21 protein-coding genes are annotated in these 22,715 nt (G+C 72.6%); 9 read left to right on the forward strand and 12 right to left on the reverse strand.

Going from position 1 to position 22,715, the window contains the following annotated elements; translation table 11 throughout:
• Positions 1-55 precede the first annotated feature (55 nt).
• Entirely contained in the window at positions 56-895 is an 840-nt protein-coding gene (locus KGD84_RS00985; RefSeq protein ID WP_220564229.1) for an EamA family transporter, read from the reverse strand.
• Positions 896-1,026: 131 nt separating this feature from the next.
• A complete protein-coding gene (locus tag KGD84_RS00990; protein WP_220564230.1) occupies positions 1,027-1,512 on the reverse strand; it encodes an Lrp/AsnC family transcriptional regulator in 486 nt (161 codons plus the stop codon).
• Positions 1,513-1,704: 192 nt separating this feature from the next.
• Here KGD84_RS00990 and KGD84_RS00995 point away from each other — a divergent pair, with 192 nt between their 5' ends.
• Entirely contained in the window at positions 1,705-3,030 is a 1,326-nt protein-coding gene (locus tag KGD84_RS00995) for an MFS transporter (protein WP_220564231.1), read from the forward strand.
• Between the two features lie 728 nt (positions 3,031-3,758).
• Entirely contained in the window at positions 3,759-4,994 is a 1,236-nt protein-coding gene (locus KGD84_RS01000; protein WP_255647152.1) for an MFS transporter, read from the forward strand.
• A 24-nt stretch (positions 4,995-5,018) separates the two neighbouring features.
• Here the strand turns inward: KGD84_RS01000 and KGD84_RS01005 are convergent, their stop codons facing one another.
• The 5 genes from KGD84_RS01005 to KGD84_RS01025 form a co-directional block, all read right to left on the reverse strand.
• A complete protein-coding gene (locus KGD84_RS01005) occupies positions 5,019-5,759 on the reverse strand; it encodes an anti-sigma factor (RefSeq protein WP_220564233.1) in 741 nt (246 codons plus the stop codon).
• Positions 5,756-6,367, reverse strand: a complete 612-nt coding sequence (locus KGD84_RS01010) for a sigma-70 family RNA polymerase sigma factor (RefSeq protein ID WP_220564234.1) — start codon at positions 6,365-6,367, stop codon at positions 5,756-5,758. The genes KGD84_RS01005 and KGD84_RS01010 overlap by 4 nt, the downstream gene beginning before the upstream one ends.
• Before the next feature lie 102 nt (positions 6,368-6,469).
• Positions 6,470-7,105 carry a fasciclin domain-containing protein gene (locus KGD84_RS01015; RefSeq protein ID WP_220564235.1) on the reverse strand — a complete coding sequence of 212 codons (636 nt, stop codon included), beginning with the start codon at positions 7,103-7,105 and terminating at the stop codon, positions 6,470-6,472.
• A 71-nt stretch (positions 7,106-7,176) separates the two neighbouring features.
• Entirely contained in the window at positions 7,177-8,778 is a 1,602-nt protein-coding gene (locus KGD84_RS01020) for a molybdopterin-dependent oxidoreductase (protein WP_220565448.1), read from the reverse strand.
• 53 nt (positions 8,779-8,831) lie between these two features.
• Positions 8,832-10,427 carry a molybdopterin-dependent oxidoreductase gene (locus KGD84_RS01025; protein ID WP_220564236.1) on the reverse strand — a complete coding sequence of 532 codons (1,596 nt, stop codon included), beginning with the start codon at positions 10,425-10,427 and terminating at the stop codon, positions 8,832-8,834.
• 145 nt (positions 10,428-10,572) lie between these two features.
• On the opposite strand from KGD84_RS01025, the gene KGD84_RS01030 reads away from it, so the two are divergent.
• The 4 genes from KGD84_RS01030 (at position 10,573) to KGD84_RS01045 (ending at position 16,032) form a co-directional block, all read left to right on the forward strand.
• Positions 10,573-12,174 carry an OmpA family protein gene (locus tag KGD84_RS01030; protein ID WP_220564237.1) on the forward strand — a complete coding sequence of 534 codons (1,602 nt, stop codon included), beginning with the start codon at positions 10,573-10,575 and terminating at the stop codon, positions 12,172-12,174.
• A 381-nt stretch (positions 12,175-12,555) separates the two neighbouring features.
• Positions 12,556-12,897 carry a hypothetical protein gene (locus KGD84_RS01035; protein WP_220564238.1) on the forward strand — a complete coding sequence of 114 codons (342 nt, stop codon included), beginning with the start codon at positions 12,556-12,558 and terminating at the stop codon, positions 12,895-12,897.
• A gap of 43 nt (positions 12,898-12,940) precedes the next feature.
• Positions 12,941-15,487, forward strand: coding sequence for a TPR repeat domain-containing protein (locus tag KGD84_RS01040; RefSeq protein ID WP_220564239.1), 2,547 nt, complete (start codon positions 12,941-12,943; stop codon positions 15,485-15,487).
• Positions 15,487-16,032, forward strand: coding sequence for a hypothetical protein (locus tag KGD84_RS01045; protein ID WP_220564240.1), 546 nt, complete (start codon positions 15,487-15,489; stop codon positions 16,030-16,032). Before KGD84_RS01040 ends, KGD84_RS01045 begins: the two co-directional genes overlap by 1 nt.
• A 216-nt stretch (positions 16,033-16,248) precedes the next feature.
• On the opposite strand, the gene KGD84_RS01050 is transcribed toward KGD84_RS01045, so the two are convergent.
• The 3 genes from KGD84_RS01050 to sigJ all read right to left on the reverse strand — a co-directional run bounded on the left by KGD84_RS01050 (position 16,249) and on the right by sigJ (position 18,690).
• A complete protein-coding gene (locus tag KGD84_RS01050; protein ID WP_220564241.1) occupies positions 16,249-16,737 on the reverse strand; it encodes a YflT domain-containing protein in 489 nt (162 codons plus the stop codon).
• A 338-nt stretch (positions 16,738-17,075) separates the two neighbouring features.
• Positions 17,076-17,711 carry an AAA family ATPase gene (locus tag KGD84_RS01055; protein WP_220564242.1) on the reverse strand — a complete coding sequence of 212 codons (636 nt, stop codon included), beginning with the start codon at positions 17,709-17,711 and terminating at the stop codon, positions 17,076-17,078.
• Positions 17,712-17,808: 97 nt separating this feature from the next.
• Complete coding sequence (gene sigJ, locus KGD84_RS01060; protein WP_220564243.1) at positions 17,809-18,690, reverse strand: RNA polymerase sigma factor SigJ; 882 nt, start codon at positions 18,688-18,690, stop codon at positions 17,809-17,811.
• Positions 18,691-18,830: 140 nt separating this feature from the next.
• On the opposite strand from sigJ, the gene KGD84_RS01065 reads away from it, so the two are divergent.
• From KGD84_RS01065 to KGD84_RS01075, 3 genes are all read left to right on the forward strand, one after another.
• Complete coding sequence (locus KGD84_RS01065) at positions 18,831-19,991, forward strand: serine hydrolase domain-containing protein (RefSeq protein ID WP_220564244.1); 1,161 nt, start codon at positions 18,831-18,833, stop codon at positions 19,989-19,991.
• Positions 19,988-21,427, forward strand: a complete 1,440-nt coding sequence (locus KGD84_RS01070) for an MFS transporter (RefSeq protein ID WP_220564245.1) — start codon at positions 19,988-19,990, stop codon at positions 21,425-21,427. The genes KGD84_RS01065 and KGD84_RS01070 overlap by 4 nt, the downstream gene beginning before the upstream one ends.
• Before the next feature lie 76 nt (positions 21,428-21,503).
• A complete protein-coding gene (locus KGD84_RS01075) occupies positions 21,504-22,001 on the forward strand; it encodes a carboxymuconolactone decarboxylase family protein (RefSeq protein ID WP_220564246.1) in 498 nt (165 codons plus the stop codon).
• A 403-nt stretch (positions 22,002-22,404) separates the two neighbouring features.
• On the opposite strand, the gene KGD84_RS01080 is transcribed toward KGD84_RS01075, so the two are convergent.
• Positions 22,405-22,638, reverse strand: a complete 234-nt coding sequence (locus tag KGD84_RS01080) for a DUF397 domain-containing protein (RefSeq protein ID WP_338151200.1) — start codon at positions 22,636-22,638, stop codon at positions 22,405-22,407.
• Complete coding sequence (locus tag KGD84_RS01085) at positions 22,599-22,715, reverse strand: DUF397 domain-containing protein (protein WP_255646951.1); 117 nt, start codon at positions 22,713-22,715, stop codon at positions 22,599-22,601. Before KGD84_RS01085 ends, KGD84_RS01080 begins: the two co-directional genes overlap by 40 nt.

Consider the following 22,715-nt stretch of genomic DNA (forward strand, 5'->3'; position numbering starts at 1 on the left):
ATACGAGGGCGACCGGCCGCGGACCAGCCCGGGGAGGCGGATGGCCGAATCCCGTTCAGGAGGCCAGGAGTAGGACCCCGCAGACGACGATCGCGGAGGCGGCGACGCGCACCGCCCCGAAGCGCTCCTTGAACAGCAGGCTGCCCAGCAGCGCCGCGAACACGATGCTGGTCTCGCGCAGCGCGGCGATCCCCGCGAGGGCGCCGCTCAGTTGGGCCCACAGCACGATCCCGTAGGCGGCCGCGCTGATGGCGCCGCCCGCCAGCCCGACCTTCCACACCGGCCGGAGCTGCCGGAGCAGCCTCCCCCGCCGGGTGGCCACCGCCACCAGGAAGAACACCGGTCCCTGGAGGACCATGATCCACGTGATGTAGCCCAGCGGGTCCTGGGTGAAGCGCACCCCGTAGGCGTCCACCACGGTGTACGCGGCGATGGCCAGGCCGGTGGCGAACGCGGCGGGCAGGGCCGTCAGCTGCGCCCGGGAGGGGCGCCCGCCGGCGAACACGAGGGTCATCAGCCCTGCGGAGACGGCCAGCACCCCCAGCAGGTGGGGCACGGACACGGTCTCGCCCAGCAGGGTCACCCCGACCAGCGCCACCACCCACGGGGCGGTGCCGCGGGCCAGCGGGTACACCTGCCCGAACTCGCCGCTCCGGTAGGAGACCATCAGCAGGCCGAAGTAGACCAGGTGGGTGAGCACGGAGGCGGTCAGGAACGGCCAGGCCTCCCGGGGCGGCGGGCCGACCACGAACAGCAGCGGCAGGGTGGGGACCATGCCGCCCAGGCCGATGAGCGCGAAGCCCAGGAGCCGGTCGGTGATGCCGTGGGCGATGGCGTTCCAGGCGGCGTGCAGCAGCGCGGCGAGGAGCACCGCGGCCACGATCACAGGAGTCATGGAGGTTTCGTCTCGGTGGCGGACAAGGCCGCCCACCCTACTCCCGGCCCCTCCCGGGTGCGCGGCCGCCCGCCGGCCCCTGTCGCCCGCCGCCCGCCGCCCGCCGGCGGTGCGGCCGCGCGGGGCCGGGCTCAGGCCCGGCGGCGGGCGCGGGCGTTGGTGGGGGCGATGCGGTCGTTGCGCAGGTGCTCGAACACGATCGACGCGCGCACGTCGGCCACCTCGGGGCGTTCGGTGAGCTTGTCGATGACGAACGCGTAGAGGCTGTTGTTGTCCGGCAGCGCCACGTGGATGAGGAAGTCCTCGCTGCCGGAGGTCACGAACACCGACAGCGTGTCCGGCAGCGAGCGCACCCAGTCGCGGAACGCCTCGATGTTGTGCCGCGAGGGCTTGTCCACGCTCACGGTGATGAGCGCCTGCACCGGGCGGCCGATGAGCTCCAGGTCCACGTCCAGCAGTGAGCCGCGGATCACACCCCTTTCCCGCAGTGCGCGGGTGCGGTCCAGGGTCGTCGTGGGCGAGGCGCCCACCGCGGCGGCCACATCGCGGTTGGTCTTCCGTGCGTCCGCCTGGAGTTCGGCCAGGATCGCCGTATCAAGTTCGTCGAGATCAGCCATATGTGCATCTTAGCCGTATTAAGTACGGAAAGTTGTGTATACAGCCGAGCTATGCCTAACATTTAGGCGACAAGGTCGTATTTGGCTCGCCCGAGAAGAGACCCTTCGGAGGCAGGCGATGACGCTCGCCGGTCGGCCTGGCTCTGGTGCAACGCCGCACCACCGCTGAACAAAGGGACGTCCGTCGCCGTTATGTCACCCTCGTCGATGACGGCCGTCGCCGACCGACCGTCGGTACGGCCCGCCCCGGCGCCCACCACAGCCCGCCGGGGCCGCATCCTCGCCCTCGTGGCCATCGCCTGCGCGGCGCTCAACCTGCGCCTGGTGGTCACCTCTCTGTCACCCCTGTTGACCACGATCTCCGCGGAGTTCGGGTTCACCGCCACGGTCATCGGTGTCTTCGGAACACTGCCGCTGATCGCCTTCGCCGTGTTCGGTCTGGTCACGCCGCTGATCATGCGGCGGATCGGCTCCGAGGCCACGGTCGTGCTCAGCATGCTCCTCACCGCCGCCGGGCAGGCGCTGCGCGCCTTCGCCCCCGGCACCGGCACCCTGCTGCTGCTCACCGCAGTGGCGCTCACCGGGGCCGCCCTGGGCAACGTCGTGCTGCCCCCGCTGATCAAGCAGTACTTCCCCGACCGGCTGGCCGCGCTGAGCACGGTCCAGATGGTCGCCATCCACCTCGGCGCCCTGTTCCCGCCGCTGGTGGCGGTGCCCCTGGCCGAGGCCTTCGGCTGGCGGGTCGCGCTGGGCTCCTGGGCGGTCGTCGCCCTGGTCGCGGGCCTGCTCTGGATCGCCCGGTGGGCCTTCCCGGACGGGCGCGGCACCGGCCGTACCGCCCGCGCCGACCAGGGACCCGAACTGGCCCGCCCGCTGTACCGGGTGGGCATGGCATGGCGGATGGCACTGCTGTTCGGCCTGGTCACCTGGAACGTCTTCACCCTGTTCACCTGGCTGCCGACGCTGCTCACCGACGCCGGGCACACCTCCGCCTACGCGGGGACGATGGTGTCCCTCATGGTCGGGGTGAGCCTGCTGTTCGGGCTGGTCGCGCCGACGGCCACCGCCCGGGCCGCCGACACGTTCCCGATCGTCGCGCTGGGCGTGGCCGGGTACGCCGTCGGATATCTGGGCCTGGCCGCGGGCCCGGCCTGGCTGGCCCCGCTGTGGACGTGCTTCCTGGGCCTGGGCACGAGCCTGTTCGTGGTCGTCATGACCATGGTCAACACCCGCGCCACCACGGCCCGGGGCTCGGCCTCGCTGTCGGGGTTCGTCCAGGGCGTGGGCAGCGGCGTCGCCCTGGGCGGCCCGCTGCTGTTCGGCCTGCTCTCGGAGCTGACCGGCGGGTGGACCCTGTCGTACCTGCTCGTCGCGGGCGGATCGCTGGCCGGGGCGGCCGTGGTGGCCTACCTCGAACGCACCCCGTGGACGGTCGAGGCGGCCGCGGCCGGGCAGCGGCCCGCGCGCCGTGGGCGGCGCTCCGCCGGCGGACACCGCTCCGGGGAGCGGCGGGACTGACCGCACCCGGGGCGACCGCCCCGGCACGGCCACCGCGTGGGGTTCTCACCCAGGAGCCCCACGCGGTTCTCTTTTCTCTTTTTCCCCATGTAGAGCACGTATTTCACGTGCACCTGCATTCTCGCGGGTTTCTTCGCGGCACACATGAACGGAGTTCCCACTCTCCGGTCAAGAGGATTCCGGGCCGATTTCCCGGAGGTTCGTGGCCGGACGTGGCCACGTCGGGAAGCCCTGTGTTATGGGGACTCCGGGAGGCACGTCCGCCGCCGGGGAGACCTTTTCCGACCTGCGGAGAGAAGGTTTCCGACGGGAAACGCCGATGTGCGCGAACCGACACCGGAAAGACGTTTAATGTTGGGAACGCAAGCATAATGGCGGTATGACGACCTCACCCCCCGGACAGCCCCCGGGGAGGCTTCCCTGACCCCGGAGACGGTGTGCGCCGGCCGGCCCGTAGACGGCCCCGCACGCGCCCATCGAGCAGAACAGGCCGGCATCGCGTCATCCCCGGTACCGGAGGGACCCTCAGGGGAGTCGATCACCATGGCGGCGGACCAACTCCGTTTTCACCCCGCTCTCACCGTCCGGCGTTCCCCCGTGCCCGGCACGGCCGACCGCCCTCCGCTCCCCGGCGCGGACGCGCCGCCGCCCGCCGGGCTAGCCCCCGCGCCCCCGGCCCCGCGGTGCGCGGGCCCCGCCCGCCCGCCGCCGCGGAGGCCCCGCCCCCGATCGCGGCCGACCCGCCCCCGCTCATCCGCAACCGGGACTTCCAGGCCCTGTGGACCAGCCGGTTCTTCGCCGGACTGGGCAAGGAGAGCGGAGAGGTCGCCTACCCGCTGCTGTGCCTCATGCTCGCCGGGTCCGCGTCCCAGGCCGGGATCATCGGCGCCGCCCAGGTGGTCACGACCATGGTCACCGCCGTCGTCGGAGGCTCGCTCGCCGACCGCTCCAACCGGCGCGCCGTCCTGCTCTGCTGCGACCTGGGGCGGCTCGTCCTGCTCGGGGTGTTCGGGATCGTGCTGCTCGGCGGGAACACCTCCTTCCCGGTCATCATCGCCGTCGCCGTGTGCTCCTCCGCGCTCATGGGCGTCTCCAACCCGGTGGCCATGGCCGCCATCAAGCAGTTGGTGCCTCCGCCGCAGGTGGCGGACGCCTCCGCCCAGAACCAGATCCGCTTCTTCAGCACCAGCGCGCTGGGCGCGCCCGTCGCCGGGTTCCTGTTCAACCTGGGCCGGGCCTTCCCGTTCCTGGTCGAGGCGCTGGCCTACCTGGTGTCGGCGGCGCTGGTGCTGTTCATCCGGCGCCCCATGCAGGCGTCCGGGTACCGCGCCCGCGAACCGTGGACGCTGCGCGGGATGGTGGGCGGTTTCGTGTTCCTGGCCCGGCACCCCATCCTGCGGCCGATGCTGATGTGGATCGTCGGCTTCAACGTCGCCTTCACCCAGACCGGCGCCTTCCTGGCGCTCATCGCCACCGCCGAGAGCCAGGGGGCGGGCCACTTCCAGATCGGCCTCACCGTGTCCCTGGCCGGCGCCGGCGGCCTGGTCGGGGCGCTGGCGGCCGGGCCGGTCATCAAACTGGTGCGGCCCTCGGCGACGTTCCTGGCCGCCGCCTGGTCGGCCCCGGTGTGCGCGCTCGCGCTGGTGGTCGCGCCCAACGTGCTGTCCCTGGGCCTGCTGGTCGGCTGCGTGTTCGCGATCGTCCCGTGCGTGAACGCCGTGTTCTACGGCTACATCGCGGCGTCGGTCACCGACGAGTACCAGGGCCGGGTGCTGGGCGCGGTCACGTTCATGTGCCTGGTGTCCCAGCCGGTGGGGATCCTCGGCGTGGGCCTGGTGTTCGACGCCGCGGGGCCGAACTGGGTGTTCCTGTCCATGGCCGTGGTGTCGGGGCTGGCCGCGCTGTTCAGCCTCTCCCCGGTCATGCGGGACCTGCCCCGGCCCGAGGACGTCACCGTCGCGTGAACCGTCCCCGGGCCGCCGGGCCCCTCAGCCCCGGATGGGCATCGCCATGATGGGCTCGGAGGTGGGCTGCTCGGAACCGCCGAGCGGTTCGACGGTCACCGCGACCCCCTCGGTGCCGGCGCCCCGGGGGGCGGCCGGGACCGGGGCGACCACGCCCTGCTCGTCCACCGGCAGCACCCCGGCCGAGTACACGGAGCCGTCGGCCCGCGTGAACCACAGCTGGTAGTCCTCGTCCTCCAGCGGCTCCAGGCCGTGGCCGCTGAACACCAGGCTGCCGTGCGCCTCGGAGTACACCGCCGCGACGAAGACGCCCTCCATGGGCTCGGCGGTGGTGTACTCCGCGCCCGGGTCCGACAGCACCGCGGCCACCAGCCGCTCGTTCTCCTGGAGGTCCCGGATGCGCTGCGCCTGCTCCCAGGCCACCGCGCCCAGCGCGACCGCCACGGCCAGGCAGGCGGCCACCACCCATGTCGACCCGCGTGTCCACCACCGGCGGACGGGCTCGGCCAGCCGGTCGGGCGGCGGGGCCAGCTGGCGGGTGCGGGCCACTTCCGCCATCACCCGGGCGCGCAGCCCCTCCGGGGGCCGGGTCCGCGCCGCCTCGCCCAGCAGTGCGGCCGTCTCGGTGAACCCGCGCACCTCCTGCACACACGAGTCGCACCGGGCCAGGTGGTCCTCGAACCGGACCGTTTCCTCCGGGGGCAGGGCGTTCAGGGCGTAGGCCCCCGACAGGGTGTGCGGGTCCTGCCGCAGTCTCCGGTTCACCACTCCACCCCCAGGCAGTCGCGCAACCGGATCAGGCCGTCGCGCATCCGCGTCTTGATCGTGCCCAGCGGAGTGGACAGGAGCCTCGCCACTTCACGGTAGGTGTAGCCGCCGTAGTAGGCCAGCCGTACCGACTGCCTCTGGAGTTCGGTGAGCGTGTCCAGGCAGCGCCGCACGCGTTCGCGCTCCAGGCGGTCGGTGACCTCCTCGGCGACCTCGTCGTAGGGGCGGTCCGCCTCGGCGGCGGCCGCCCGCGCCTCCCGGGCCGCGCCGACCTGCTCCGAGCGCACCCGGTCCACCGCGCGCCGGTGGGCGAGGGTCATCAGCCACGCCCGCGGGGTCCCGCGCCGGGGGTCGTAGCGGCAGGCGGTGCGCCACACCTCCACCATGACCTCCTGGGCCACCTCCTCGGACTGGGCCGGGTCGCGCAGCACCCGCCGCACCAGTCCGTACACCGACGGGGCGACCCGGTCGTACACCTCCCCGAACGCGGCCTCGTCGCCGCGCGCCACCCGCCCCAGGAGGTCGGCGAGGGTGTGTTCGGGCCCGGGCACCGCTTCCGGTTCCACGGCCCGGGGGCCCTGCGGGTGCGCCGCGTCGTGATCCATCCGGTCCTCCCTGCCGCGATGGCGGGCCGCGCCGTCCGGCGCGGCCCTGAAGCGCCCGGACGACCCGGCCTACGCTCGCGGGCCGTCCGGGAGTCGTGCCGACTACTCCGGCATCAGCACGGTGTCGACGATGTACACGGTGGCGTTGGCGGTCTGGACGTTGCCGCAGACCACCTTGGAGTCCCCGTTGACGGTGAAGTCCTCGCCGGCGCCCTCCGTGGTGACGTCCCCGCCCTGGAGCGAGGTGAACGTCCCGTCCTCCAGGTCGGCGGGCGCGTGGCGGCCCTCGACCACGTGGTAGGTGAGCACCTCGGTGAGCTGCTCCTGGTCGGCGAGCAGCGCGTCCAGGTCCTCCTGCGGGATCTTCTCGAAGGCGTCGTTGGTGGGCGCGAACACGGTGATGTCCTCCGCCGAGTTCAGCGTGTCCACCAGGTCGGCCTCGGTGACCGCCGTGACCAGCGTGGACAGCACCGGGTTGTTGGAGGCCGCGGTGGCCACCGGGTCCTGGGCCATGCCCTCGAAGCTGCCCGCGCCGTCGGCCGGGACGGCCTCGCAGCCGGGTCCGAAGTTCTCGCCCGCGGTCTCGGTCATCTCCCCGCCGCCGTTGTCCGTGCCCTGTTCGGTGCTCTCCTCGGTGGCGGCGCCCTCGGCGGGGGCCTCCTCGCCCATACCGCTGCACGCGGTCAGACCCAGGGCCAGAACGGCGGCGGCACCGGCGAGCATGCTCTTGCGGATCATCTCTATCTCCTTTGACTCTTCTTTTCTCGAGAACCGTGGGATCGGTGGGAAATCGTGCGGTGCGCCGGGCCTCAGGTCGCGGTGAACGCGATCCGGTGCCATCCGGTGGCCCCGCTCGGTATGGGTTCGGCGCGTTCGGAGGTCTGCACGGTGCCGGTGGCGTCGGTGGCGCGGACCTCCACGTCGTGGCGGCCGGGTCCGACGGAGACCTCGGCGACCCACTGGACCCAGGTGTCGATGCCGGGGACCCCGGCGAGTTCGGCGTCGGCCCAGGGCCCGCCGTCGATGCGCACCTCGACGGCGTCCACGCCCCGGTGCTGGGCCCAGGCCACCCCGGCCAGGACGACCTCCCCGGACGGGACCCGGGCCAGCGGCGCGGGCACGTCGATCCGCGACATGGTGCGGATCGGGGCCCTGACGGCCCAGCCGCGCTGCGCCCAGTAGGCCCGTTCGTCGGAGAAACGGGTGAGCTTCAGGTCGGTGACCCACTTGGTGGCGCTCACGAACCCGTACAGGCCCGGGACGACCGTGCGGACGGGGAAGCCGTGTTCGTGGGGGAGCGGGGTGCCGTTCATGCCCACCGCGAGCAGCGCGTCGCGGCCGTCCATGACGACCTCGGTGGGGGTTCCGCAGGTCCAGCCGTCGTGGGAGGTGGCCAGGATCTGGTCGGCACCGGCGTGCACCCCCGCGCGGCGCAGCAGGTCGGCCAGGGGGTACCCCAGCCAGCGGGCGTTGCCGGCCAGGTCGCCGCCCACCTGGTTGGAGACGCAGGTCAAGGTGATGTCCGCCTCGACCAGGGGCAGGTCCAGGAGCTCGTCCATGGTGATCTCGAAGGGACGGTCGACCATCCCGTGCACCCGCAGCCGCCACCGGGAGGCGTCCGGCCGGGGAACGGTCAGCGCCGTGTCGATCCGGTAGAAGTCGCGGTCGGGGGTGACGAACGGGGTCAGCCCCGGAACGCCCAGCTCGGTCGCCGCGGGCAGGGGCGGGAGCGGTCGCGCCGCGGCGGGCAGGACCACGGACTCCGGCCCTCCGGCGCCGCCGAGCCATCCCGGCACCAGGCGGGACAGGGCTCCGGCGGCCCCCGCCCCGGCGGCGATCCCCAGGGAGGTCAGCACGAACGCGCGGCGTCCCGGCCGGTGCTCGACCGGGCCCGCGGGCGCGCCCCCGTCACCGGGGTCCCGTCCGGCCGGTCGCGTGCGCCGGGCAGCGCGCAGCAGTACCGCCAGGCACAGGGCGCCGACGGCCACGGCGGCGAGGACGGGGATCACGGTCCTCACATCGCCGCCGCGGCCGACGAACACCGCCGTGACGCCCGCAGCGCCGAACACCGCCAGGCCCGCGTAACCCAGGGACGGCCGCCGCAGCGCGACCACCCCGAGCACGACTCCCGCTCCCAGGAGGGTGACGACGATGCCCGAGAGCAGCACGACCTTGTCGGCGGTCCCGAACAGCGCGATCGCCCACTCGGTCAGGGCCCGGGGGGTGTTGTCGACGACGGCGTCACCGACGGCGACCACGGGAGAAGGGGTTCCCAGGAGCGCGGCGGCCAGTTCTCCGGCGGCCGCGCAGGCCGCCACGGTCACCGCGCCCACGCACGCGCCGGGGAGGAGCCGCCCTCTCCTGCGAATCCTGTCCCCGGTGTCCTGCGTTCTCGTGGTCACATGGGGTATTCGGAGCCGGACGGGGGGCGGATGGGTCCCGGACCGGATTTTTTTTCCGGGGGCTACTCGGCGGTGAACCTCAGGTAGTGGTGGCCCTCGGCGCCGTCGGGGATGGTCTCCACCTCGACGTGGGACTGGGTGAACCCGGTGGCGTCGGTGGCACGGACCTCCAGCGCGTGCATGCCGGGCTCGACGGAGACCTCGGTGACCCACTGGACCCAGGTGTCGATGCCGGGGACCCTGGCGAGTTCGGCGGTGGACCACTCGCCCCGGTCCAGCCGGACCTCCACCGCGTCGATGCCGGTGTGCTGGGCCCAGGCCACCCCGGCGACGGCCACGTCCCCGGCGGGGACCCGGGTGAAGTCGCCGGGGACGTCGATCCGCGACATGGTCTTGACCGGTCCGCGCTCCGCCCAGCCGCGGTCGGCCCAGTAGGCCTGTTCGTCGGAGAAGCGGGTGAGCTTCAGGTCGGTGACCCATTTGGTAGCGCTGACGTAGCCGTACAGGCCGGGGACGACGGTGCGCGCGGGGAAGCCGTGTTCGTGGGGGAGGGGAGCGCCGTTCATGCCCACGGCGAGAAGGGCGTCGCGGCCGTCCATGACGACCTCGGTGGGGGTTCCGCAGGTCCAGCCGTCGTGGGAGGTGGCCAGGATCTGGTCGGCGTCGGAGTGGACGCCGGCGCGGCGCAGCAGGTCGGCCAGGGGGTGCCCGAGCCAGCGGGCGTTGCCGACGAGGTCGCCGCCCACCTGGTTGGAGACGCAGGTCAGGGTGATGTCGGCCTCGACCAGGGGGAGGTCGAGGAGTTCGGCCATGGTGATCTCGAAGGGGCGGTCGACCATCCCGTGCACCCGCAGCCGCCACCGGGATGCGTCCAGGCGGGGGACGGTCAGGGCGGTGTCGATCCGGTAGAAGTCGTCGTTGGGCGTGAAGAAGGGGGACAGGCCGGGGATCCCGAGGTCCGTGCCGGGCGCGAGCGCCGGGAGCGGTTCGGCGGCCGCCGGCAGCCGCAGCGCCCCGGGGCCGCCGGTCCGGCCCGACAGGGACGGCAGCCACAGTCCGGCCCCGCCCGCCACCGCTCCCGCGGCGATCACCCCCGCGGACGCCACCACCGTGCGCCTCCCCGGGCCGCCCGGAGCGGTGTCCGAACCGGTGCCGGGCCCGGCGTTCCCGGGCTCCGCGTCCACGGGCGCGGCTTCGGCGGGCGCGGGGACGGCCGGGGACGCGGCGGGCAGGGTGCGGCGCAGGAGGGCCAGGGCCAGGGCGCCGGCCAGCGCGGCCACCAGGACGGGGACCGCGGCCCACGGGTCGTCGGTGCGGCGCAGCCAGGCGGCGGCCAGACCCGCCAGTGCGACCGCGCCCAGGACCGCGTATCCCGCGGCCGGTCGGCGCAGGGCGAGTCCGCCCGCGGCGCAGGCCACCGCGACCAGCACCAGCAGGACCCCCGTGACCAGCACCGCCTTGTCGGCCGCGCCGAACACCGAGATCGCCCACGCCACCAGCCCGAAGGGGCTGTGGTCCACCACCGCGTCGGCCACCACCGTCACCGGCGGCGACACCCCCAGCAGTGCGGCGGCGGGCTGTGCGGCTCCCAGCGCGGTGGCCGCCGTCGCCAGGCCGATGAGCGGCCCCGCGAAACGGGGCGGGGCAGGTGCTGACATATCAGCAAGAATCGCCCATCCCCCGCTCCGGCGCCAGGCCCGGCGGACTTTCCGCCCGTTGTGGGGCACCTCGGTCGGTTCGACTCCCGGAGTGCTGGAGGATGTTTCCCGTACGTCGTCTCCCCAACGATCGGAGTTCCCCCACATGGTGCGGAAGACGCCCCTCGCCGCGGCCGCGCTCATGGTCTCGGGCAGCCTTCTGCTCAGCGGCTGCACGGTCACCGCGGATATATCGGACTGGTGGTCCGAGACGTTCGGGGACGCGTCCGGGCCGCCCGAGGTCCGGGAGGAGTTCCCCTACGTCCGGGAGGGCCGCATCTTCCAGGACACCGGGCAGGACACCGAGATGCGCTTCTCCGTCACGGGGCTGGAGCGCACCGACGAGTACACCGTCATGTACTACGAGATCACCTATCTCGACGACTTCTCCGGCCCCAACCGGAACCTCAGCATGGCCCACACCCTCGTCGACCCCCTCACCGGGCGCGTCTACCGGCAGTTCCTCGACGAGAACGGCCTCAAGTACGGCTCCGAGAGCCCCAACCAGGACGGCCTCTACCCCGTCCACGACGGGGTCACCAACGAGTACGTCCGCTACTTCCCGCGCATCCCCGACGAGGTTCGGCAGGTCACCTTCGTCGGCAGCGGCCTGGGCGCCATGACCGGCATCCCCATCCAGGACGTCGAGGAGGAGCGCCCCGACCCGGAGAGCCCCAACGGCCCCGACCACCTCTCCCTCGACGACCCGCCGCCGAGCGGCGAGAACCTCACCTTCGCCAACCGGCGCCCCGACGGGGACGCCGTCGCCGACGAGGGCTGGGTGCAGAGCTTCGTCGACTCCGAGATCGCCTCCACCACCCGCGACGGCGACCGCGAGATCATCTCGCTGCACTCCGACGTCATGTTCGAGTTCGACCGCTCCGACCTGACCGAGGAGGCGGAGGAGGTCGTCCGCCGGGCGGCCACCTCCCTGGCCGCCAACGTCGACCCCGACGAGCCGACCATCACGATCATCGGCCACACCGACGGCATCGGCGACGACGCCTACAACGACCGCCTCTCGGTGCAGCGCGCCGAGAGCGTCCGCGACCTGCTCGCGGAGGAGATCGGCCCGGGCTTCACCCTGGAGGTGGAGGGCCGCGGCAAGAAGGAGCCCATCGCCCGCGAGGGCGGCCCGGACGACGAGCAGGCCCGCGCCCGCAACCGGCGGGTGGAGTTCTCGTACATCTTCAACGACACCACCGAGGCGACGGAGGAAGAGGAGTACGACGACGACGGCCTGAACACCGCCCAGCGCAACGTCACCTGGCCCGCCCCCTACGACGACGACCCGGGTTCGGTGGTGGCCGAGAGGGAGCAGGACGGCATCCGCCTGGAGGTCTACCCGCTGCGGCGCGACGGCGCCTACGTGATCGGCACGGTCGCCCTCACCAACACCACCGACGCGCCGCTGATCCCGGAGATGGGCGGCTCCGACGTGGTGGCCGGCGGCCCGGAGCAGTTCAGCAAGGGCACCCTGGGCGGCTTCCAGCTGTTCGAGCCGGAGAGCGGCCTGGTGCGGTACGTGGCGCAGATGGACTTCGGCGAGGGCCGCTACAGCAGCTTCGCGGAGGAGGTGCACGTCCTCCAGCCGGGCAACACCTACAACCTGGTGGCGGTGTTCCCGGCCCCGGCCACGAGCGTGGAGGAGCTGACCCTGCGCGCCGGGCCGTTCGGGGAGTTCGAGGAGGTCCCGGTCGAGTACTAGGGAGTGTTCTTTTGAACCTCCGCTGCGCTGCGGCCCGCCCGTCGAGCGGCGGAAGGTCCTCAACGGACGGCCTGCGGCCTCAGGCCGTCCTCGAGGATGTCTCCTCCGGGCCTCCAGAACCCCGCCGGGCGCCTCGCGAACCCCCGGCGGCACAGGAGAGAGTTCGAAGAACAGGCTCTAGGCGGCACCACGGGGGTCGTCGGCATCGTGCCGGCGGCCCCCGTTCCCGTGTCCGGGCCATCGCTCAGGGCGCGGGGAACGGGGACACGGGACGCCCGGTGATCACGAAGCCGTAACCATGCGTGAAAACCTCAACTGTTACTTTTTCCTCGCGATCTACAGGTAATGGCGGTCTCCGTGTGACGAAGGTGGTGTCCCGCGATGAGCGGTGGAACGGGTGCGAATCCGAACGAGGCGCGGCAGGGCGGTGAGGACGCCGAGGCGCTGGCCACGGCGATGGCCGGCCTGGCCGACGCGTTCGACCTAACGGTCGACGACGCGATCCGGGTGGCGGGCGAGGAGGACGTCGAGGCCGGGTGGCGGTCCTTCCGCGAGCGCCACCTCCAGGGGTTCGTGGACGTGCAGGGCCACGGGCTCCAGCTGGCCGACAACATCCAGGCCGGGGCGAGCGAGATCGCCCTCAACGACCTGGAGAGCTCCCAGGAGCTGTCCGGCGCCGCCCACCACGTGCCGCCCGGCCTGGGCAACGTCAACTTCTACTGACACCCCTTCCCCTTCTCCCCCGAACCCCCTTTGAGGAACCCCCGTGGCTTCTTTCGACCTCTCCCTCACCCTGCGCACCACCGACGCGATACCCGCCCTGATCCGCGCCCGGACCGCCGACTTCGAGGACCTCAACGGACGCGTCCTGGGCGACGCGGGAGACCTCCAGGCGGCCCTGGACGGCGCGGCCGGGCAGTTCACGAGCATCCTGGCCTGGGACATCAGCACCCTGTCCGCCGAGGACCGGCAGCTGTGGACGGGCGCCGCGGTGGCGCTGACCTACGCGGCGATGGTCAGCGACATGTGGGCCGACCACGTGGAGGAGTTCCGCGAGGGCCGCGAGGAGCTGCTGGAGGAGTGGAACACCGCCGTCGCCGACTGCGAGGGGCGGGTGCCGGGCGAGTACTCCGCCAGCCGCATCACCTCGACGTTCCCCGAGCGCCGGGGGTTCTGGAGCGACGAGAACACCTGCCGGGACCTGTACGAGGAACTGGTCGAGAAGCGCACGAGCGTCAGCGGCCGGTTCGACACCCTGTGGACCGCCTACCAGGAGCACGCCGAGGAGATCGGCGACATGCTGGAGGAGGGCGCCACCAAGGTCAACGTGCAGAAGCTCATCGACGGCGGGTACGCCAACTGGGCGTTCTACAACCTGGACCCGAACCGGTACACGATGCTGGTGGACGGCCGGGAGCTGACCGAGGAGAACGCTCAGGAGTGGTCCACCGAGCTGGCCGCCTACTGGTCCGGGGACAGGCCGCTGGACGACCGCTACCACGAGCTGATGCTCATGATGGCGATGATCGGCACCAACGCCAAACAGGCGCAGAACACTGGAGGCGGGTTCCGCTCCGAGGAGATCGACTTCCTGGAGGCCTTCTACACCAACCTGGAGCTGGAGACCGGCGGGCACTACATGGGCGTCCTGGCCGTCCCGGAGCTGATGGACGGCGGCCACATGAGCGGCGAGGAGCGCGAGCACGCCCTGGGGGTGCTCGGCGACGGGCTGCTCACGCTCTCCGACGAGGACCTGGGCGGCGGGTACGACCTGCTGCCGGAGAGCGTCCGCCGGGCGACCGAGGGGCCCTTCCTCTACGAGACGGGCGCCGACGAGCCGCCGTACCTTCTGGCCACCTACCAGGACGACGCGCGGGCCCTGTCGCAGCTGCTCCGGTACACCGACGACGAGCTCCAGGGCGGCGACGCGTTCTCCACCAACCTCACCCTGGGCGCGGGCGCGTACATGCACTACTGGGGCGTGGAGGGCGAGAACGGCTGGGTGGTGTCGGAGGACCTGGCCCCGCTGGTGGAGGTCGGCACCCGCAACGAGGACGCCAACCACTACGTGCTCACCGGCGAGTACCCGGACGGCCGGGAGACCATTCCGGGCCTGCCGGATTTCGCCCCGCACGAGCGGACCAACGCGGTCGAGGGCCTGCTCACCTACGACTGGCACGACGACGGCGCGACCGCGCGCGGGCTCATCGACTGGATCGCCGAGGACGCTCTGAGCGAGGACGCCGAGGTCCGCGACCGCGCGGGGACGGCCGCCGCGGGGTTCATCGAGACGGTCACCACGGCCGAGATGCAGGAGGCGCTCACCGACACCGGCATCGACGTGGGGGACAGCGAGGACGCCTCGTTCACCGAGTTCAACCCCGAACTCGCGGACGCGTTCGCGGGGGTCTTCGATTCCTACATCGTGAGCTTCGCCGAGAGCGCCATCGAGGACGGCGCGAACAACGACGAGCTGATCACCGGCGTGGGCGAGTACAACCCGGACACCGGGGCCTTCAACATCGGCATCCAGGAGCGGTCCGCCTACATGCAGTACCTCATGGGGGACGAGGACTCCGCCGCGCGCGTGATCACCTCCACCGCCGCCTACGAGTACGCGGCGACCGAGTTCTACATCGCGACCGGGGACACCGAGCTCGCCGCCCGCGGCCCGGCCACCCTCCACTCCCTCATCGAGCTGGGCATCTCCATGGAACTCGATGACAGGGTCGGGGACGACGCGTCCGCGCAGCAGCGCCGGGAGGAGCTGTACGGGTTCGCCTTCGACGAGGCCGGGGGGCTCGCGGAGAAGATCCCGGTCGTGGGGGCCCTGATCAACAAGGGGCTGGAGCTGGGGTCGGACCCCATCGTCGAGCACCTGGCGGCCTCCAACGTGGAGATCACCCCGAACGTTCCCAGCCACGGGAACGAGAGCGAGGAGGCGCGCCGGGTGAACCAGCAGGTGGAGTTCCTGGCCCACATCCTGACCTCGGGCAACGAAGCGGTGGTCCAGGGGCCGGGCGAGGAGCGGATCCGGGAGCTGGAAGAGTACGGAATCGTCACCTACACGCAGGACGGATCCATCCGGGTCGAGACCGACCGCGGCAAGTGGGATGTGACGAACGAGCCGGGAGGCGGGGCGGACGAGGCCGCCAACGCGCTGCACGCGGCCCTGAACAGCACGCAGATCGACCCGCTGAACAGGGAGCCCGCGAACGGCAACACCATGTACAACGAGTTCGCGACCCCCTACAACACCCGTTATGAGCTGGTGCAGGAGATAGGGCGCCGGGAGACCGAGGACGACGAGTGATGACACACGGGGCATGGCGGCGCGCGCCCGGGCGCCGCGCGGTGGCGGCCGCGCTCGTACTGCTGCTCACCGGCGCGTGCGCACCGGAGCGGGAGGAGCCCGGGCCGTCGGCGGAGGCGGAGGCCTCGCGCGGACCGCACGCGGAATGGGTGCAGCGGACCGTGCGGGCCTTCACGTTGGAGCGCATGTTCGTCGAGCAGGACCCGGATCCGGTCACGCCGCACGCCGGCGACAGGCCGCGGGAGGTGCTGGCGGAGGCCGGCGTCCTGGTGGAGGACGGTGAGGGGGCGAGGGTGGAGACCGACCCGGACCTGTGGTCCTCCTCCCTCGGCGAAGGGCTGAGCGGGGACGGCCCCCTGCTCCAGGAGGTGGACCAGGCCCTGGCCGACTTCCTGAGGGAGAACACGGTCACCTGGTGCGGCCCCGAGGTGTCCGGCGACACCTTCGTCGACTCCTACCCCGGCTCCGGAGGCGACTCCTTCGACACGCACGAGGAGTACGAGGCGGACATCGCCGAGTACGTCGGCTGCGGGGACGGCGGTTGACCGGACCCGCGTTCCTGCGCGCGGCCCTCGGTGCCGCGGTATCGGGACCCGGTGGGCGGTGAGGCGTTCGTGGACGCCTACACGGAGGAGTTCGAGGGCGTCTTCGACACGACCGGGGAGTACGAGGCGAGCGTCGCCGACTACGTCGACTGCGGGGACGGGCGCCCGTGAACGGGGCGGCCCCGGCGCCGTGGGGCGCCGGGGCCGCCGCGCCGGTCAGTAGGTGGGCGAGGTGAGGGCGAGGCGGGCGAGCAGGTCGCGGCCGCGTTCGGCGCTGCGTGGCTCGGACAGCACCTCGTACTGCTCGGCGACGATCTCCGTCCGCGACGCGAACGTCCGCTTCCCGCCCAGGGAGGCGTAGCCCATCGCCGCGAACGCGGTGCTGGCGCCCACGCCCGCGAGCAGCCCCGCGAGGATCGACCCGAGGAGGCCGCCCGGGGTGAACATCCCCAGCACGACACCGATGAGCAGACCGAACCACACGCCCGACAGGGCCGCCGAACCCAGCACCCGGCCCCAGGTCAGCCGGCCGGTGACCCGCTCCACCACGCGGGGCCCGGTGCCGACGATGGTGAGGTCCTCGACCGGGAAGCCGTTGGCGGCCAGGTGGTCGACGGCGCGCTGCGCCTCGGTGTAGGCGGTGTAGGACCCGATCGACCACCCCGTGGGCGGGGTGGGCAGGGTCCGAGGGTCAGGGGAGAACATGTGCACCTCCGGGTGCGGGTTCCATGGTCGCCGGACCGCCCCCGCAGGGGTCCGGCGGTCGGGTGGCCCGGGGCCCGCAGGACGGGCGGACCCCGGGTCGGGGGGCCGGGAGTCCCGGTGCAGCGGGACACCCGGGGCGGTCAGCGCCGCGTGGCGGCGCGACGGTCCGGGGCCGGGGAAGAACGGGCGGCGGGCGGTGCCATGGCCTGTGCCTCCTCCCTGCGTGCGCGGCGGCCTGCGAGGTCTGTACCTGGATCAACGGCCTTGCGTCGGTGGGTGTTCCCTAAGTTGAGCTTCTCTAACTCAACTCTAAAGAAGGTGCGGGGCGTGCGGCCGGATCAGGGGCGCGGTGTGCGCGGGCGGCCCACGGACTCCTGGGCGGAGACGGCGGAGAGCACGGCGTCGGCGGTCTCCCCGGCGGTGCGGGAGCCGTCGACGGGCAGTTCGGCGAGGTGGAGCCGCTCGACCTCGGCTCGCACGAGCTCCTGGAAGCGCAGGGTGCGGGCCAGGAACACGTCGATGAGGTGCCGCTCCGGTGCGGAGGCGGCGGCGTGGCCGGAGCCCGTGTACATGCGCTCGCGCAGGAGGGCGTCCGGGGCGGTGAGCCACACGGCGCCCGTGCGCGGGGCGGTCAGGCCCGCCACGCGGGTCGGCCACAGCGCCGACCCCTCCAGCACCAGGCCGGGGCCCTCGCCGGCGGCGTGCTCGGCGACGATCTCCTCGACGCGCGGCCACTGGCGCTCGTAGTGGGCGAGAACGGAGTCGATCAGCTCGTCCAGGGGCAGGGTGCCGTAGTGCTCGGCGACGTGCGGCGGCACCTCCCGGTCGGGCGTCCGCCAGGGGCGGCCCGGGTGCCGGGCCAGGTGGTCGGTGGTGGCGTGGGAGAAGCCGAGCCGCTCCGCGAGCGCCCGCGCGGTGGTGGACTTGCCGGTGTGGGACGTGCCGCCGATGAGGATCACCCGGATGCCGCTCATGCCTCCGACCCTAGCCGCGCGGGACCCGCGGACGGGGCGAGAGGGCGGAGAAGGGGCCGGGGGCGCCGCGGCACGGGAACGGCGCCCCCGGGGCGCTTCAGTGGTCGGCCAGGTCGAGCCGGGCCAGCCGGTCGGGGTCGGACAGGATGTCGATCGCGGCGATCCTGCCCCCGGAGACGGTGAAGCTCATGACGGAGAACGGTCGGCCGTCGACGGTGTTGACCAGGCCGGCCAGGCCGTTGACGAGCGCCGGACGGGTGTCGGTGCCGGTGGCCATGCGCTGGAAGGTGGAGAGCCGCCCGGCCACGGCCTCGACGCCGCGGACGACCTTCAGGCCGTTCGTGAGCGCGCCGCCGTCGGCGCGCAGCACCACGTCGGGGTCCAGGACGGACACCAGTGCCTCGAAGTCGCCGCCGCGCGCGGCGGCCAGGAAGGCGTCCACCACCTTCCGCTGCTCGACCGGGTCCGGGTCCGGGCTCGGGGCCGCGCCGCGGACCCGCTGACGGGCCCGGCTGGCGAGTTTCTTGGCCGTGGCGGGGGTGCGGTCGACGATGGGCCCGATCTGCTCGAACGGCAGGCCGAACATGTCGTGCAGCACGAAGGCCAGGCGTTCGGCCGGGGAGAGCGACTCCAGCACCACCAGCAGCGCCAGCCCCACCGAGTCGGCCAGCAGCACCTGCTGCTCCGGATCGGTGCGCTCCTCCCGGCCGACCACCGGATCCGGCAGGCGCTCCTCCAGTGACTCCTCGCGCCGCGCCTTGCGGGCGCGCAGCACGTCCAGGCAGACCCGGCCGACCACGGTGGTCAGCCAGCCGCCGAGGTTGTCGATGTCGTCGGAGTCCGAGCGCGCCAGGCGCAGCCATGCCTCCTGGACCGCGTCCTCGGCCTCGGCCAGTGAGCCGAGCATGCGGTAGGCGACCGCCCTCAGGTGGGGGCGGTGGCCCTCGAACCGTTCGGCCAGGAAGTCATGGGATGTCATGCCGGGGGGCCTCTCTTCTTCAGCGGATTCAGTACTGATGACGCGCGGGACCCGCGAAAGGTGACCACCGACGGGTCGGTCACCTTCGCCCCGTTCGGCCCGTCAAGGCGGCGACCGACACGAGGGAAGGGTTGCCGAGGATGAACAGGATCCGGGTCCACGGAACGGTGGAGGACGGCTTCGAACCGGTGGAGGAGGTGTTCGCAGAGGTCGTGGCCGAGCAGGACGGCCTGGCGGGCTCGCAGCTCACCGCCTACGCGCACGGCCGGCGGGTGGTGGACCTGTGGGCCGGGGACGGGGTGGACGGCGACACGATGACCGGTGTCTACTCCTCGACCAAGGGTGCCGCGACGCTGGTGGTGGCACTGCTGGTGCAGGAGGGCGTCCTCGGCCTGGACGAGCCGGTGGCCCGGCACTGGCCGGAGTTCGCCGCCGCCGGCAAGGACACGGTCACGCTGCGGGACGTCCTGTCCCACCGCTCCGGCGTCATCGGCGTCGACGGCGGCCTGTCGGCGGCCGAGCTGGCCGACGACGCGGTGATCGCGCGCCGCCTGGCCGGGCAGCGGCCGTACTGGCGTCCCGGGGCGGCCTACGGCTACGGGGGCTTCGTCTCGTTCGCCATGGTGGGCGAGGTGATCCGGCGGGTGACCGGCCGGTCGCTGCAACGGATCTACGAGGAGCGCATCCGGGAACCGTACGGACTGGACCTCTACCTGGGGCTGCCCGAGTCCGAGGAGGAGCGGTTCCGGCCGATCCTGTGGTGGGAGGCCGACCCGGAGCGGGAGGCCGCCTTCTGGGCGGGCGTCCCGGGCCCCCGGAGCCTCGTCGGCATCGGCTACGGGCTCGACGGCACGCCCCCGCTGGACCAGGTGGGCTTCGCCAACACGCGTGGCGTCCGCGCGAACGGCCCGGCCTCGGCCGGGGGAGTGGGCAGTGCGCGCGGCCTGGCCGGCCTGTACGCGGCGGCCGTCTGGGGCATCGACGGGCGGCCCCCGCTGCTGGAGCCGGACACCGTCGGCGAGTTCGCCCAGCTGCACTCCGTCGGCGCGGACCTGGTCCGCGGCGATCAGGGGAACTACGCGCTCGGCTTCCAGGCCAAGGGGCTGCGGTACCCGTTCCTGAGCGCGAACGCCTTCGGCCATGACGGCTCGGCCGGCTCGGAGGCCTTCGCCGATCCGGTCGGCGGCATCGCCTTCGGCTATACCCGGCACCGTTTCGGCTTCGGCTGGTCCTATCCCGAACACGACCGACTCGCCGCCGCGGTGCACGCCGCCGTCGCCTCCCGGGGAGAACGCGCATGAGCGACCACACCCCCGCCCGTCCGGACAGAAACGGCCTCGCACTGCTCGTGATGGCGGCCGCGCAGCTGCTGATGGTGATGGACGGCACCATCGTGACCGTCGGCCTGCCCGTCATCGGGGCCGACCTCCGGATCCCCGAGGGCGAGCTGGACCGGGTCCTCACCTCCTATGCCCTGGCCTTCGGCGGCCTGCTGCTGGTCGGGGGCCGCGCCGGCGACCTGTGGGGCCGACGCAGGCTGTTCCGTGTCGGTCTGGTCGTCTTCCTGCTCGCCTCCCTGCTGGGCGGTGCGGCCGGTAGCGGTGCCGTGCTGATCACCGCACGCGTGCTGCAGGGCGTCGGCGCGGCCATCGTCGCCCCGGCGGCGCTGTCCCTGCTCGCCGAGACCTTCCCCGCCGGGCCCCGGCGCAACAGGGCACTCGGCGTGTACGGAGCCATGGGCGGCCTCGGCTCCGTCGTCGGCCTGCTCCTGGGAGGCGCGCTCACCGAGTACCTGGGGTGGCGGTGGATCATGTTCGTCAACATCCCCATAGCCCTGCTGGTCCTGGTCGGCACCGTCGTCCTGGTGCCCGGAACCCGCCGCCCCGGCGGCCTGGACCTGCCCGGCGCCGTCACCGCGACCCTGGCCCTCGGCTCGCTGGTCTACGCGATCAACCGCGCCGGATCCCATGGGGTGGGCGACGGGACCGCCCTGGTCTTCGGCGCGTGCGCCGTCGCGCTGTTCTCGGTGTTCCCGTTCATCCAGCGCGGCGCGCGCAACCCGATCCTGCCGCCGGGTGTAGCGGCCGACCGCGGCAGACTCGGCGCCAACCTGGTCATGCTGCTCATGGGCGCGGGACAGCTGGCCACCTTCTACTTCCTCACCCTGTACATGCAGACGGTCCAGCAGTTCTCGCCCATGACCACCGGCCTGGCCTACCTGCCGTTCGCGATCGGTGTCGGTATCGGCTCCGGGGTCGTCGGACCTGCATTGCAGGCCCGCGCCTCCACCCGGACCGTGCTGGTGGTCGGCACGGCGACGGCCGCCACGGCGATGGCGTGGTTTGGCCTCCTGGCACCCGACCAGAACCCGCTGCTGGTGCTGTTGCCCGCGCAGCTGGTGGGGGGAATCGGCCTGGGGACCGGGTTCGTCGCCGCCACCATCGGCGGCGTCAGGGGCATCGCATCACAGGACTCGGGCATCGCCTCCGGCCTCGTCAACACCAGTCAGCAGATCGGCGGCGCCCTGGGTTTGGCCGTGCTGGCCGGCGTCGCCGTCGCCACCACTGCGGCCCAGCCGCCGGGGACGGGCCTGGACGAGGCGCTCACCAGCGGATACACCGTCGGCATGCTCGGCGCGGGCGCCTTCTACGCGGTCGCCCTCCTCACCGCCGTCCTGCTGCTGCGACCACGCTCCGCGGAGCGGGACACCGAACCCCTCGAAAGAACCGCCGGATGAGGACGCCTCCACCGGTCACCTTCGATCCGCACGATCCGTCATAGAGGCAGAACACCGAACGGAAGGAAACACCACCATGACCGCCACCGAGCAGCAGAACCGCCAGTCGCGCCTCCCCGACCCCGTCGCGCTCGTCCCCGAGCTCAAGGACATCGCCGGCGCCCTGTTCAAGGCGACCGGGAACGGCACGGTTCCGCGGACCACCATCGGCCTGGTCCAGCTGCGCGCCGGGCAGATCGCCGGCAGCACCTACCTGACGAGCCTGCACACCGGCAACCTCCGCCGGGCGGAGGCGACCGAGGAGCAGATCACCGCCGTGGCCTCCTGGCGGGACGCGCCCTACTTCTCCGACGCCGAACGGGTCGCGCTGGAGCTGGTCGAATCCGTCCTGACCCCGAACGCGTCGGGCGAGCGCGTCCCCGACGAGCTGTACGCCAGGGCTTCGCAGCACTACGACGACAAGGCGCTCGCCACGCTGATCATGGCGATCGGCCAGGTCTGCTTCTTCCTGCCGCTGGCCCTCATCGGCAAGCCCCTGCCCGGGGTGTCCCCGGCGGAGCAGTGGAGGGCGTAGCGGCCCGGACCCCATGAGGTCGGCGAAGCCCGTCCCGGGGTGACGCCGACCGAGGAAAGCCCCCGTGCTCCGACCGGAGCACGGGGGCTTCGCGTTGGGCGGGGGCGGGCGCGGGGCGGGCATGGGGAGGCCGCCCGTCCCCGCGGCGACCGGCTTCGGTCGGCGGTGGCGGGCTGGGGGCGGGGTCTCCTGGTGGGTCGGAAGATATCCACAGGCTGTGGACGAATTTCCGGTACCGGTCCGTGGCCGGGGCGGAACGCGTGGCCGGGGCGTCGATGCGGCGCGAAGCGTCCGAGGTCGGTGGGTATCGGTCGGCTCATGCCCGGGATGCGGTTTTCGGGGGACAAGCAAGAGAAATCGGCCGACCGGTGGGTACCGGTCGGCCGTTGAGCGGGGTCGAAGCCTAGGAGGCCCGATTCTTCACGCCGTGGAGGAACGCGGTCCAGGCATCGGGGTTGTAGTCGAGGTGGCCCAGGGGGCGGTTCTGGGTGTCACGGACAAGGACGAGAGGCCCCTCGGCGACCTCGACGCAACTGCCTTCTCCACTGCTGTGGCTGCTCTTGTGCCACTTCTCCACGGCGATCCTCTCGCTCGGGCTCAGGCGTGGAGCTTCACGCCCTGGAGGAAGGATGCCCACGCTTCGGCGGAGTAGTCGAGGTGTCCGAGAGGACGGTTCTGGGTGTCCCGGACGAGGACGCTCTGTCCCTCCGCCAC

The organism is Nocardiopsis changdeensis (assembly GCF_018316655.1).
Lineage (GTDB): Bacteria > Actinomycetota > Actinomycetes > Streptosporangiales > Streptosporangiaceae > Nocardiopsis > Nocardiopsis changdeensis.

Excerpts from the sequence above, each read along its gene's own strand:
- sigJ (WP_220564243.1), bottom strand. The coding sequence starts at position 18,690 with ATGACATCCCATGACTTCCTGGCCGAACGGTTCGAGGGCCACCGCCCC.
- KGD84_RS01030 (WP_220564237.1), top strand. The coding sequence starts at position 10,573 with ATGGTGCGGAAGACGCCCCTCGCCGCGGCCGCGCTCATGGTCTCGGGC.
- KGD84_RS01015 (WP_220564235.1), bottom strand. The coding sequence starts at position 7,105 with ATGATCCGCAAGAGCATGCTCGCCGGTGCCGCCGCCGTTCTGGCCCTG.
- KGD84_RS01075 (WP_220564246.1), top strand. The coding sequence starts at position 21,504 with ATGACCGCCACCGAGCAGCAGAACCGCCAGTCGCGCCTCCCCGACCCC.
- KGD84_RS01065 (WP_220564244.1), top strand. The coding sequence starts at position 18,831 with ATGAACAGGATCCGGGTCCACGGAACGGTGGAGGACGGCTTCGAACCG.
- KGD84_RS00995 (WP_220564231.1), top strand. The coding sequence starts at position 1,705 with ATGTCACCCTCGTCGATGACGGCCGTCGCCGACCGACCGTCGGTACGG.
- KGD84_RS01045 (WP_220564240.1), top strand. The coding sequence starts at position 15,487 with ATGACACACGGGGCATGGCGGCGCGCGCCCGGGCGCCGCGCGGTGGCG.
- KGD84_RS01070 (WP_220564245.1), top strand. The coding sequence starts at position 19,988 with ATGAGCGACCACACCCCCGCCCGTCCGGACAGAAACGGCCTCGCACTG.
- KGD84_RS01025 (WP_220564236.1), bottom strand. The coding sequence starts at position 10,427 with ATGTCAGCACCTGCCCCGCCCCGTTTCGCGGGGCCGCTCATCGGCCTG.
- KGD84_RS01010 (WP_220564234.1), bottom strand. The coding sequence starts at position 6,367 with ATGGATCACGACGCGGCGCACCCGCAGGGCCCCCGGGCCGTGGAACCG.
- KGD84_RS01055 (WP_220564242.1), bottom strand. The coding sequence starts at position 17,711 with ATGAGCGGCATCCGGGTGATCCTCATCGGCGGCACGTCCCACACCGGC.
- KGD84_RS01050 (WP_220564241.1), bottom strand. The coding sequence starts at position 16,737 with ATGTTCTCCCCTGACCCTCGGACCCTGCCCACCCCGCCCACGGGGTGG.
- KGD84_RS00985 (WP_220564229.1), bottom strand. The coding sequence starts at position 895 with ATGACTCCTGTGATCGTGGCCGCGGTGCTCCTCGCCGCGCTGCTGCAC.
- KGD84_RS00990 (WP_220564230.1), bottom strand. The coding sequence starts at position 1,512 with ATGGCTGATCTCGACGAACTTGATACGGCGATCCTGGCCGAACTCCAG.
- KGD84_RS01035 (WP_220564238.1), top strand. The coding sequence starts at position 12,556 with ATGAGCGGTGGAACGGGTGCGAATCCGAACGAGGCGCGGCAGGGCGGT.